Here is a 12,383-nt window from a genome sequence, read left to right as displayed (position 1 = left end):
ATTTTTTATGAAAAAAATTGAAAGCCGGTGAAATTTTACTGATCGTAAAATTTCGCCGGCTTTTTAGTTTAGAGATGGGTTTTGTCCCAGCCTCTCTGCTTGCTACAAGTTTTTGTATTCTTTATTCAAATTTTACTGATTTAAATGAACTGATAAGAATCATGTCCTTAAATCTGTCGAATTAATACCAATAATCAATAACCTAAGTGACTTTTAAACCACCCATCACCTACGAAAATTTTTTATGATTATTCATTAGCATTTCAATTTCTTTATAAAATTTAATCCTTGTTGGGTCGATTCAATAAGTGATACATCACCTTTAAGTTCCCTTAACTTTAATGCTTCCTTAAAGCATTTTTCCGCCTCAGCAATTTCCCCTAATTCTAACAAACACTTGCCTTTATGTTGTATGGCAAAGTCCAAATATGCCAAATTATTATTTGCCTTACATTTATCCAAAACTTCGTTGAAGATCCCTAATGCTTTCATTGGATTACCGTTATATTTTATTGCCTCTCCAAGACGTATTAATGAAACGATTTCTCGATTGCTGTTATTCTGATTGCTAGCAAAATTAAAGCATTCAGTTAAAATGTTAACGGCTTTTTGTGGTTCCCCGTAAATTCTATATAAATCCCCAAGCGTTCCCTTTAGAAAATATTTCTCATCTTCATTAATTATATTCGCTAGTAAATTTTCAGCAATGTCTATCATTTCTTTTAATCTAAAAGGATTAGAAGTTTTTTCGCGAAGATACTCATTGCTATCAAAATAAATTATTTCGCTTATTGTCAAAAGATAGTTTTTAAACTCCGGAAAATTCATTTTATCAATGCCTCCAATAGTTTTTAATTAATTATTAAAAAATTAAGGCTGTTTTCTCAAAGATTGTTGCTTCACGTTTGGCTATCTTCTTTAACTTAAGCACCCCGTTATTTTAAGTACAATACTTCACAAAGTCCTTAATTATTGGTTTGAATTTTCACCAGTTTAGCATATCAGTGAGTTATACACTTTTCCCTACCCTGAAAAAGGATTTTCTGACATAAAATGTATAAATTAAAACGATTACTGACCAAATAAAATTCCCAATAAACGGCTGTTGATTATATGAAAATAATAGAATATAGCTTATTAGCCCAAATCCTAATGAATATAAAATCATCAACCAAAATCCCCATCTTTTTAAACGTAAATAACCATATATGATGATAAGGGAAACAACTGCTAATATAATCCTAAATAGCTGTTCTGGAAAGTTTGGTAAACCAAACCTATCTGCTATGCCAAATTCATTTGCATCTTGATTAAAAAATATGGCTGTGATAATCAATACAACTGCACCGAAAATGTAAAAATAACTAATTAAAGATACTCCTAAAGGTCTTTTCATTTTTCCACCCTCTTTACACTATTATATTCAAACCTTATACCTTATCTTATTCAACTCACCTGCTTCGTTAGTTGAAGAGCAACAATCTTTACGAAAACAGCCAAAATTAAAGCGATGATGTAAGGCGGATTTTGATTTTATGACGTACGAAATAGATATCAATTTTTTTATTATATACTTTTACCAGAATCAAACTTAAAATGTAAATATACTGTTATATTACCAAAAGTTTGAGGAGACATCCTGGAGCGAAGTGGCTCATAGGATACGCAAAGTGGAACGAAATCAACTCCACGTTATTGTGATGAATTCATTTTTATAGGAATACTTTGAAGATTTATCGGAACAATTTCAGGTTTGATTAGCCAAACTGAAATTAGCGTACCTTTTGATACGCGATTAATTACATAAGAATCAGTAAGGAGTATTTTAAATGAAAATAAAGAAGAGTATGTTGTTTTTTATATCACCACTATTTCTATTAGCTTCTTGTAGTGATGATGATCCAGTTATTAAAAATAATGAGAAAATGTATGCATCATCAATTCAACAAAAGGAGATATATGAAATTAAACAACCTGCAAAATCTAATGTTTCAAGAGGGTTGATACTTAGTAATATGAACAATTCATTAAACGTCAGTGAAATTGAAGAAGGATTAATGGATTTATCAGGCGATTACTTTCCTACAAAGAAATTTTATATGCAGGAAGGTCAATATCTAGATGGTGAGATTATAAATAAATGGTTAGATAGAAAATCAAAAGAAGGTTTTGGTTTAAACCCACCCATTAAAAAAAGTACTGGAGATGTTTTAGAGGATGAAAAAAATAATCCTAAAATATTATCTCATGTCTTAGAACAAAATTTTATTAACAAAGAAAACGGAAAAGTAGAAGGAATGTCTTTAGCCATATCCTTAAATGAATTTTATGACATTAGAGTACATGATGATAAAGGCTTAACTTATACAGATCAAGTTAAAGTCGATACGAACGAAGATGAGGTTAATGACGTAGAAAAATACGGTAAGGAAATAGCCGGAACTATAATAAAAAATATAAGAGAAAATAATAAAATACCCAATGTCCCTATTTATTTAACTTTATATCAAGAATCCAATAAAAACGATATAATTCCCGGAATATTTTTAGCTCAAACATTTATTCCTGAAGGCGAAGATAAAATAGATAAATGGGCTGGTATAGATATAAAAAATTATACATTCCCTTCAGATTCACTTTATAGCTTAGACAAAGAAACTTATAGTAAATTATTAATTTTCAAAGAAGATATCCAAGAAGGCTTTAAACATATAAATCCTAAAATAGTTGGTAAACTTCGATATGAAAACGGGAATTTAACCGAGTTAAAAATAGAGGTTAATGCGCCTTTAATAAATGATACTGAATTGATAGGTCTTTTACAGTTAACTAGTACTAAATTGAATACTATTTTATTTGATTATATTCCTATTTCTATTCGTATTAAAGATCAAAACCAAGATATCGGGATTGTCCTCTGGGATCCAACTGAAAAACAGATTTATGCAGCTCCATTATAATTTAACTTCTTACATTGTTAACTGCGCGAAAACATAGCGTCAGCGGCAATTATGCTGGGGCATAATTGATTTTTTTATTACCTCCCTTCTTTTTGTATAATTCACCTCCATTTTGCGCATATATGGTAGTAACAAGGGAGGTTATTACATTGAAGAAGTTATTTTATTTGTTTTTACTAGCCACACTACTATTATCCGCTTGCGGGAAAAATACCGCTCCAAAGGAAGTTGCAGTCGATAAAAATACTTCCGTTGAAGATATAGTAGGAGCAATCATTAAAAACAAATTCACTGTTGAAGAAAAGAATGGTATCGTATCAATCTCTATACAGGATACCGATGTGAGAAAAGGTATGAAAAGCCAAATGCTGAAGGATTCCACAAAAATATTTGCAGAGCTGTCTAAGCTTCAAAGTGTTAAAACTCCAGCTATTAGTTGGTATGCACCTTTAACGGACCCTAAGGGGGATAAATCTATGACGGAGCTATTGAATATTTATTTTAGTGAAGAAGATTTTAGAAAGGCTAATTGGGCAAACTATACCCAGCTAGATATTGAATCCATTGCTACTCATTATCATCAAAGTGCTTCTTTAGGACAATAGAATATTCTAACAACAAGATACCCCTCCGTGTATAACGAAGAGGTATCTTTTTTCTTTTTACTAATTGCTTCAGACAATTTTTTTTGCCAGATACCTTTTCCATCTTTCGATATTAAAGGTCGCAATCATATACCGCTCAGGGTATAAAATTATAGGCTCCTACCGATTTAAATTCCCTCTGTATTCATCAATACGAGACGCCAGCCATCAGGATCTTCAATTGTGACACCTTTTACGGCCCAATATTGATTTTCTGGTTCCACTTCAGGGTAGCCCATTTGCAATAAGCGTTCAGCAATACACTGTATAGTTGAACGCTTCGGGATATACAATACGAGCAAATTATCTTTTGTTGGTGCTGGGCACGGGCTTCCTTCAATATGCTCTGTAAACTCTAAATGATAACCAGCATTCGGAAGACCAATCATGATACCAATGTAGCCCCGATGTCCTGAAAACGAACCGATTTTTTCTAACCCTACGCCTTCACAGTAAAATTTTTCAATTTCCTTTATTTTATCAGTCGGCCGTGCAACACGTACCTGCGCTACCTGTAATTCATCTGACCATTGTTGTCTCATTGTTATTTTTCTCCTTTTCAACCATTGTACAATCGCAAAATAGAGCTAAGGAACAGCCAATAGTCTGAAAAATCGCAATCAACTTTAATGCTCTTCAGAAATACCCGCGAAGTGACAAAAAATCGCATATTTATCCTTTGATTGACATTCCGAATGAAAAATAACCAGCCCTATTCAAAGAACTGGTTACATTCAATCACTTTACCTCGCATTAACGACCAGTAATCGTGTACCGAAAGAGAAGCGTCGGGTACAACCTGGAGATTAATCAGAAGCAAAAAAGTTATAGGAGGTTTAACTGCCCGTAAACGCCCGATTGGTGAAGACTAATAATCAGTGGGGATGAAGAAAATCCCCACTGATTAAAGTTCCACTTTATACTGTTAAGGCGACACTAAAAGAAGCAGCTGTCTTCTCTTTTACTTCTTCTAAAGTTACACCCTCTGTTAATTCTATAAGCTGCATCCCTTCATCGGTAAAATCGAAAACAGCCAAATCTGTAATTAATCTATGCACAACTCCCTTTCCAGTTAACGGTAGCTCACATTGTTTTTTTATTTTGGACTCGCCGTTTTTATTGACATGCTCCATCACGACGACTACTCTTTTTGCCCCGACTACAAGATCCATGGCGCCTCCCATACCTTTCACCATTTTCCCTGGGATCATCCAGTTCGCAAGGTCACCCGTTTCAGATACTTCCATGCCACCTAAAATAGCAAGATCAATATGACCGCCACGAATCATGGCAAATGATTCGGCACTATCAAAGAAGGAAGCGCCGGGAACAACTGTAACCGTTTCTTTACCTGCATTAATTAAATCAGGATCGACTGCGTCTTCTACTGGGTATGGTCCAATGCCAAGAAGTCCGTTTTCTGATTGTAAAAGAACGTCATAATCAGACGGAATTGCATTGGCCACTAGCGTTGGGATACCAATACCTAAATTGACGTTCATGCCGTTCTGTATTTCTTTTACCGCTCTATTTACGATTCTTTGTCTTGTATCAGCCATCACGCATCCCCCTTTTTCACTGTCAAACGCTCGATACGCTTCTCATAATTGCCACCTAGTAAAACGCGTTGCACGAACACTCCCGGAGTATGAATATGATCTGGATCTAACTCTCCTACTTCAACAATTTCCTCTACTTCTGCAATCGTAATTTTTCCTGCCATTGCAGCGAGAGGATTAAAGTTACGTGATGTTTTTCTGAAAACTAAATTTCCTAGCTTGTCTGCCTTCCATGCTTTGACAAGAGCAAAATCTGCAACAACACCTTTTTCTAAAATATATTCCTTGCCATCAAAAACCTTTACTTCTTTTCCCTCAGCAATGGGTGTTCCAACCCCAGTAGCTGTGTAAAAGCCCGGAATTCCAGCTCCTCCAGCTCGCATACGTTCTGCCAACGTACCTTGTGGTGTCAATTCTACTTCAAGCTCCCCACTTAAAAACTGCTGCTCAAAAATTTTATTTTCACCTACGTAGGATGCGATCATTTTTTTGATTTGTTTATTTGCTAATAAAAGCCCTAAACCCCAATCATCCACACCACAGTTATTACTTACAACTGTTAAATCCTTTGTTCCCCTTTGGACTAGTGCCGCAATTGATTTTTCCGGGATACCACATAGCCCGAAGCCCCCTACAGCTAATGTATCTCCATCTTTAATGTCGGCGACGGCTTCCTCAAACGAATTCCACACTTTCCCCTTCTCCATATCGAAACCCCCTAAAATTGCTCAGTTATTAAGAAAAATTCTACCTCAACACTATTTTATAAGTAAAGGAATAAATTAGAATACTATTTATTCTAAAAGTGCATAAATCAATTTTCTGAACGTATTGTATTAAGTAGCTGCTTTAAGGCAAAAGATTGATATGTATTCTTCTTCGTAATAACACCTAAACGCCATGGCATGTCAAAATTAAGTAACGGAATAATTTTGACATTTTTATTCGTCTGCTTTGCGGCTATTGAATATGGTAAAAGTGTCACCCCTAAATTCGAGGAAACTAGCTCCACTATTAAATCCCATTGCGAGCTTTTATAGCCGATTATTGGTGTAAATCCTGCGCTTTTACATGATTTAATAACATAATCATGCAGTGTGAATTCCTCTGTGAAGATAATGAATGATTCATCTTTTAAATCTTGTAATAGAATATGTTCTTGCTGAGCCAATGGATGGGACTCATTAATAAAGACAAAAAATTGGTCTTCCACAAATGATTGGACCGTAAATTTTCTTTCATCTGTAGGTATGACAACAATCCCCATATCAACATCGCCATTTTCTACTAATGTTCCGATCATTTTAGCTCCACGTTCCACAAGCTCTAAATGCACCTTTGGATATTGCTTATGAAACTTTCGCGCGATTTCAGGGAAAAATAGTGTGCCAATTAATGGGGGTATCCCTAATTTAATCGTACCTGTCTCGATGTTCGATAAATCACCCAATAATATATGTAAATCATGTACAGAACGTATTATTTTTTGTCCTTGTTTATAGACGATACTACCAGCGTCTGTTAACTCTATATTGCGTGTAGAGCGGTTTAATAACTCTACATGAAGAGCATTCTCCAACTTTCTAATGCTTTTGCTTAATGAAGGTTGTGATACAAAGGATTCATTAGCTGCCTTTGTAAAGCTCCCATGTTCAACAACAGTCATAAATGCTTTTAAATCTCGCAACTCCATATACATTCCCCCTATTTATTCTAAATTGTTATAAATAATATTCCTAAAACCCCTATTTAGTAATAAATTCTCCTCATTTTCTACTAATCCTTCTTCTTAAAAATAAGTAGATAAATACAATAGAACTAAGGCTTTGCTATGATTTCAATAGTATTTAATCGGACAATAACGATCATGATTTCATTTCTACATTACATCCCGCTTATTGTGCTTAATACCATTTTTATCTTCCTTAATTCGTTTTTCTATGTACAATTAGCAATAAGGGATGGCAGAAAAGGAAGGGGGATTTCTAACATGAAAACGTTAACAAGAATTTCAAATGCTATTATGGAAAAATATTTACCTGATCCATACATATTTGTCACTATCCTCACTGTATTAACGTTATTATTAGGGGTTGCATTAACAGATTCTTCTCCGCTCGATATGGTGATCTATTGGGGAGATGGTTTTTGGGAACTATTAGAATTTACAATGCAAATGGTGATTGTCTTAGCTGCAGGTCACATTTTAGCGAATAGTCCTGTGTTCAAGAAAGGATTAGCAGCCATTGCAAGTAAAATAAAAACACCAGGCATGGCAATTATCGTTATTACATTCGTATCACTAATAGCTTGCTGGATTAACTGGGGATTCGGGCTTGTCATTGGTGCTCTCTTTGCAAAGGAAATTGCTCGTCATGTTAAAAAGGTAGATTATCGCTTATTAATCGCTAGTGCCTACTCAGGCTTTGTAATTTGGCATGGCGGATTAGCTGGCTCCATTCCGTTATCCATTGCGACGGAAGGTCATAAGTTTGCTGACATTATGGGTATCATCCCAACAAATGTTACACTTTTTTCAACATATAACTTATTTATAGTCATTGTTATCGTCTTCACTTTACCGTTGTTTAACCGTTGGATGATGCCAAAGGAAGAAGATACGGTTGAGGTTGACCCCACTTTATTAGTAGAAGAAAAAACAGAGTTACCTAAGCCTGAAAACAACTTTGCCAGTCGCTCTGAACGAAGTTATATTTTAACGATTTTAATTGCTATTATCGGACTTGTTTATTTAGTTCATCATTTTATGACGAAAGGCTTTGTTCTTGATTTAAATGTGATTAATACGATTTTTATTGTGTTAGGGATCATTTTCCACGGGACACCACAGCGTTTCCTCGCTGCTGCACAAGATGCCATTAAAACAACTACAGGCATCGTTTTTCAATTCCCGTTTTATGCAGGGATTATGGGTATGATGACCGCTTCTGGTTTAGCTGCCGTATTTTCAAAATGGTTCGTTAATATTTCCAATGAACATACATTCTATTTGTTTACATTTTTCTCAGCGGGACTCGTTAACTTCTTTATACCGTCAGGCGGTGGACAATGGGCGGTGCAAGCTCCTATTATGCTAGATGCTGCAACCACTTTAGGTGCCGACTACGCTAAAACCGCTATGGCTATCGCGTGGGGTGATGCTTGGACGAATATGATTCAACCATTCTGGGCACTACCAGCCCTTGCAATCGCTGGCTTAAAGGCTAAAGATATAATGGGCTTCTGTTTATTCGTTTTAATCTTTACGGGCATTATTATTAGTATCGGCCTCCTTTTCTTCTAACCGAATATAGAGTGTTTGAACTTCACGAAGATGTATATGACCAAACATTTTCGTGAAGCTTTTTTTGTACCTTTTAAAAGTTTTTGCCATATGTAAGTTTATTGGAGTGGAGATTAGGTGACGTTCATACTTTCTAAGATTTGGACAACTTCTTCAGTCGGAATTTTCATATCATCATTTATCCATTTTCGGATTACTTCAATGATCCCTCCTGTTGAATAGGTGAAAAAATATTCTAACTGAGTCTCATTAGCATTTGGTAACTTTTTTTGTATTTCTGCAATTGTTATATCATGAGCAGAATTCAAAACTGTATTAAGTACATGAGAACCATTTTTTTCATTAAAAATAATTTTACAGAGATCCTTATTTATAAGTATCAAATTTAAAAGTTCATTTAGTATATTTTGTTCTTCTGAAATATTAATTGTACTCATCATTTTCTCGATCAATTCTTCTTCAATACTTCTCATTAAATCAAAGGGATCATTATAATAAGAATAAAAAGTTCCCCTATTAATATCTGCTATTTTGCAAATATCCGTAACAGTAATTTTATTTAAGTTTTTTTCTTGTAGCAGCAGTAAAAAAGCCTCTATTATTACCTTTTTACTATACAGTGTTCTTCTGTTTCCTGGTGTACCAACCACGTTTTTCCCTCCTGGTTATTAAGCAAATCACTTCAATATGTTTTTAAACAGACAAAATATTAATAAATGATTATTTAATAACACATGTCTTCATTTTGCTTATTGTTACCTTCAATTAGCTTTAATATACTTTGTCTACGCCATTAAATCAACAGAGTGTACGATTAATAACTAGTTGTTTTAATGTGCTGTCTGTAATATTAGGATGAAAGGAAGCTGTTAATGGCAAAGTATCTTTATAAATTAGGAAAATTGGCGGCAAACAATAGTAAAAAAATAATTGGGGGCTCAGTAACTGTTCTCTTTGTGCTTGCAATTATTGCAATGAACATGGGATCAAATTTTTCTGAGGATATGTCTATACCTGGATCAGAATCAGAAAAAGCCCTTCACCTCATTCAAAAGGAATTCCCCTCTAATACAGGTCAAGTACAGTTAGTATTTAATGCACCTGAAAATAAAACCCTAGATTCTGAAGAGATTAATAATGTAATTACAGATACATTGAAAGTGATAAAAGAAAAAGATAGTTATATTGTTTCTGTAGCAAGCCCATTAGAGTTAGGGAATATAAATAAAGATAAGAATATTGGTTATGCAATTGTTACTTATAATGTAGCAGCAGACAAGGTATCGGAAAAATCAAAGGAAAATATTATAGAAAACATCGAAAACATACGTGATGCTGGTATTCAAACAGAACTTTCTGGTGATGTTTCATTTTCTGAAATGGAAATTGGAGGAATAACAGAAGTAATTGGGGTAGTTGTTGCTTTCGTTATATTGGCAATTACTTTTATTTCCTTATTAGCGGCTGGGTTGCCAATTATTACGGCGGTTATTGGACTAGCTACAGGAATTTTTTTAATTATGATTGGAACAAATTATTTGGATATTACCTCAGTTTCAATAACGTTAGCAGCAATGTTGGGACTGGCAGTAGGCATTGATTATGCTCTCTTTATTATGACTCGTTTTAGACAACAAAGGAAAGAAGGATATTCTGTCCAAGAGTCTGTAGCAATTTCAAATGGAACAGCCGGTAGTGCTGTAGTGTTTGCTGGTATAACAGTCATCATTGCGCTCTTAGGTTTATCTGTTGCAAAAATACCATTTTTAACAATGATGGGTCTATCTGCTGCCCTTTGCGTATTATTCGCAATATTTATTGCAATAATTGTGGTTCCAGCTTTTTTAGGTCTGATGGGACATAAAGTGGGACCAGATAGAAAGAATAGTTTTTTAAGCAAAATTATTAAACGTGATAAAAAACAAACTACTTCCGAAAGATGGGGAAATTTCGTAGCAAAACGCCCGTGGAAGGTAGCAATTATTGGAATTGCACTTCTATCTATAATTGCTATCCCTATTTTCCATATGGAACTCGCATTACCAGATAACGGTTCGAAAAGTGAAGAGACAACAGAAAGAAGAGCTTATGACTTACTTACCAAAGCCTATGGCCCTGGTCATCTTTCAACATTAATTGTAGCGGCTAAAACCTCAAGCGAAACAACCAATCCACAAGTAGCATTAAGTGATACTATAGAAGAGTTAAGTGGGTTATCAAATGTAAAAAATGTTAGTCCAGCAATTCCTGGACCTTCAGGAGAATTGTATCTTATTTCTATAACTCCAGAGACAGGAGCTGCCGATTCAGAAACAAAAGATCTTGTAAACGATATTAGAGAAAAGGCAAAGACCTTGGAAAAATCCAATCATATAAAATTAATGGTTACAGGTACTACTGCGGTAAACATTGATATATCACAAAAATTGAGTGAAGCATTGCCTATATTCGCTTTATTAATTATTGGATTTTCATTCATCTTATTAGTACTAGTATTCAGGTCTATTCTAGTTCCATTAAAGGCAGTACTAGGATTTTTACTATCTTTAGGTGCAACATTAGGATTCACTGTATTTGTTATTCAAGATGGAAATTTAATTGATATATTTGGGTTTCCTATTGCCAATCCTGTATTAAGCTTCTTACCAGTCATTGTGATTGGAATTTTATTTGGATTAGCAATGGACTATGAGGTTTTTCTAGTTAGTAGAATGCGTGAAGTATTTACACATACCGGGGATGCACGCAAAGCTGTTTTAGTCGGAATGAAAGATAGTGGTGGAGTAGTAACAGCTGCAGGGTTGATTATGATTTCAGTATTTACTGGATTCATGTTAGCTCCAGATCCAATCATTAAAGCGATGGGCTTTTCACTCACATTTGGCGTTATATTTGATGCTTTTGTAGTAAGAATGGCTATTGTACCAGCAGTAATGATCTTAATGGGAAAAGCTTCTTGGTACTTGCCAAAGTGGTTAGATAAATTACTACCAAATTTAGATATAGAAGGCGAATTCTTTATGAAAGAAATAAAAAGAAAAAATGAATAATGCATAAATATTTTTAACTGCATGGACTGAAGAAAATCGACTCTTAATATTCTTCAGTCCTTTTAATTACAAAAATGAATTTATAAAAAAGTACATCGGTTAATTAAATAAAAGCATGTTTTAATCAATCTTTTTTCAAAACATGCTCTCTTGTACTTTATTCTAAAGCAAAAAGCATTTTAATCTTAGTGGGCTCTCTCTAATGCTAGCTTAATACCAAAGCCAATTAACACTGTACCCGTCAATCCTTCGATAACAGTTTTCGTCGTTGGCTTTTTCATAAATGCACTAATTTTATCTAACAAGTAAACATAGAACACAAACCAAAATCCTGTTAATGCCGTATAAATAAGCCCCATTATAAGAAACGGCATAAATGTACCGCTTTTGCCATCTACAAACTGAGGTAAAAATGTTAGAAAAAATACAGCTACCTTTGGGTTTGTTACGTTCGTTAAGAAGCCTTGTTTAAAGCATGATTGCTCCGAATATTTATGATCAATTTGGGTTTCATCTTGCACAACAGGAGGCTGTGTACGTATTGCTCGTAACGCCCATAAGGTTTTGACACCTAAATAGCATAAATAGACTGCGCCGACGTATTTTAAAATGGTAAATACATATGCTGACTTTACAATAATCGCGGAAAGTCCAATAACCGCTGCAAAAGTATGAATCAATAATCCACAGCACGAGCCGAGTAAAGTCTGTAAGCCTCCCTTTCTGCTTACGGTAAGTGTATTTTTTGTTGCGATTGCCGTATCCGGGCCAGGCAAAATAATTAATAAAATGCACATTAATAAAAAAACAGATATGTTCACCACTTTAACGACCTCCTTTTAGTCAGAAAATTATAAAAATAATCT

Annotated in this window: 12 protein-coding genes; 4 read left to right on the top strand and 8 right to left on the bottom strand. The window is 34.5% G+C overall.

Annotation, left to right across the window (positions count from 1 at the left end):
- Positions 1-255: 255 nt before the first annotated feature.
- Both ABH966_RS18405 and ABH966_RS18400 read right to left on the bottom strand, forming a co-directional pair.
- Entirely contained in the window at positions 256-828 is a 573-nt protein-coding gene (locus tag ABH966_RS18405) for a tetratricopeptide repeat protein (protein WP_370080883.1), read from the bottom strand.
- Between the two features lie 181 nt (positions 829-1,009).
- On the bottom strand, positions 1,010-1,396 hold the full coding sequence (locus tag ABH966_RS18400) for a hypothetical protein (protein ID WP_370080882.1): 387 nt from the start codon (positions 1,394-1,396) through the stop codon (positions 1,010-1,012).
- A gap of 433 nt (positions 1,397-1,829) precedes the next feature.
- Here ABH966_RS18400 and ABH966_RS18395 point away from each other — a divergent pair, with 433 nt between their 5' ends.
- A complete protein-coding gene (locus tag ABH966_RS18395) occupies positions 1,830-2,960 on the top strand; it encodes a CamS family sex pheromone protein (protein ID WP_370080880.1) in 1,131 nt (376 codons plus the stop codon).
- Positions 2,961-3,109: 149 nt separating this feature from the next.
- Positions 3,110-3,565, top strand: a complete 456-nt coding sequence (locus ABH966_RS18390) for a hypothetical protein (protein WP_370080878.1) — start codon at positions 3,110-3,112, stop codon at positions 3,563-3,565.
- 167 nt (positions 3,566-3,732) lie between these two features.
- Here the strand turns inward: ABH966_RS18390 and ABH966_RS18385 are convergent, their stop codons facing one another.
- From ABH966_RS18385 to ABH966_RS18370, 4 genes are all read right to left on the bottom strand, one after another.
- A complete protein-coding gene (locus ABH966_RS18385; RefSeq protein ID WP_370080876.1) occupies positions 3,733-4,146 on the bottom strand; it encodes a VOC family protein in 414 nt (137 codons plus the stop codon).
- A 375-nt stretch (positions 4,147-4,521) separates the two neighbouring features.
- Entirely contained in the window at positions 4,522-5,163 is a 642-nt protein-coding gene (locus ABH966_RS18380) for a 3-oxoacid CoA-transferase subunit B (protein ID WP_370080874.1), read from the bottom strand.
- The gene (locus ABH966_RS18375; RefSeq protein ID WP_370080872.1) at positions 5,163-5,870 is read right to left on the bottom strand and encodes a CoA transferase subunit A; all 708 of its coding nucleotides are present in this window, start codon (positions 5,868-5,870) and stop codon (positions 5,163-5,165) included. Before ABH966_RS18375 ends, ABH966_RS18380 begins: the two co-directional genes overlap by 1 nt.
- A 107-nt stretch (positions 5,871-5,977) precedes the next feature.
- The gene (locus tag ABH966_RS18370; RefSeq protein ID WP_370080870.1) at positions 5,978-6,856 is read right to left on the bottom strand and encodes a LysR family transcriptional regulator; all 879 of its coding nucleotides are present in this window, start codon (positions 6,854-6,856) and stop codon (positions 5,978-5,980) included.
- Between the two features lie 297 nt (positions 6,857-7,153).
- Between ABH966_RS18370 and ABH966_RS18365 the strand changes: the two genes are divergently transcribed.
- A complete protein-coding gene (locus tag ABH966_RS18365; RefSeq protein ID WP_370080868.1) occupies positions 7,154-8,467 on the top strand; it encodes a short-chain fatty acid transporter in 1,314 nt (437 codons plus the stop codon).
- Between the two features lie 113 nt (positions 8,468-8,580).
- Here the strand turns inward: ABH966_RS18365 and ABH966_RS18360 are convergent, their stop codons facing one another.
- Positions 8,581-9,117, bottom strand: a complete 537-nt coding sequence (locus ABH966_RS18360; protein WP_370080866.1) for a TetR/AcrR family transcriptional regulator — start codon at positions 9,115-9,117, stop codon at positions 8,581-8,583.
- Positions 9,118-9,339: 222 nt separating this feature from the next.
- Between ABH966_RS18360 and ABH966_RS18355 the strand changes: the two genes are divergently transcribed.
- Positions 9,340-11,517: an MMPL family transporter gene (locus ABH966_RS18355; protein ID WP_370080864.1), complete on the top strand. Its 2,178-nt coding sequence runs from the start codon at positions 9,340-9,342 to the stop codon at positions 11,515-11,517.
- 185 nt (positions 11,518-11,702) lie between these two features.
- On the opposite strand, the gene ABH966_RS18350 is transcribed toward ABH966_RS18355, so the two are convergent.
- The gene (locus ABH966_RS18350) at positions 11,703-12,341 is read right to left on the bottom strand and encodes a LysE family translocator (RefSeq protein WP_370080862.1); all 639 of its coding nucleotides are present in this window, start codon (positions 12,339-12,341) and stop codon (positions 11,703-11,705) included.
- Positions 12,342-12,383: the final 42 nt, after the last annotated feature.

The organism is Lysinibacillus sp. RC46, from assembly GCF_041262385.1.
GTDB lineage: Bacteria > Bacillota > Bacilli > Bacillales_A > Planococcaceae > Lysinibacillus.
The sequence above is the reverse complement of the archived record's forward strand: the minus strand, read 5'-3'. Positions and strand labels throughout refer to the sequence as shown.

Excerpts from the sequence above, each read along its gene's own strand:
- ABH966_RS18355 (WP_370080864.1), top strand. The coding sequence starts at position 9,340 with ATGGCAAAGTATCTTTATAAATTAGGAAAATTGGCGGCAAACAATAGT.
- ABH966_RS18370 (WP_370080870.1), bottom strand. The coding sequence starts at position 6,856 with ATGGAGTTGCGAGATTTAAAAGCATTTATGACTGTTGTTGAACATGGG.
- ABH966_RS18380 (WP_370080874.1), bottom strand. The coding sequence starts at position 5,163 with ATGGCTGATACAAGACAAAGAATCGTAAATAGAGCGGTAAAAGAAATA.
- ABH966_RS18385 (WP_370080876.1), bottom strand. The coding sequence starts at position 4,146 with ATGAGACAACAATGGTCAGATGAATTACAGGTAGCGCAGGTACGTGTT.
- ABH966_RS18395 (WP_370080880.1), top strand. The coding sequence starts at position 1,830 with ATGAAAATAAAGAAGAGTATGTTGTTTTTTATATCACCACTATTTCTA.
- ABH966_RS18375 (WP_370080872.1), bottom strand. The coding sequence starts at position 5,870 with ATGGAGAAGGGGAAAGTGTGGAATTCGTTTGAGGAAGCCGTCGCCGAC.
- ABH966_RS18405 (WP_370080883.1), bottom strand. The coding sequence starts at position 828 with ATGAATTTTCCGGAGTTTAAAAACTATCTTTTGACAATAAGCGAAATA.
- ABH966_RS18400 (WP_370080882.1), bottom strand. The coding sequence starts at position 1,396 with ATGAAAAGACCTTTAGGAGTATCTTTAATTAGTTATTTTTACATTTTC.
- ABH966_RS18365 (WP_370080868.1), top strand. The coding sequence starts at position 7,154 with ATGAAAACGTTAACAAGAATTTCAAATGCTATTATGGAAAAATATTTA.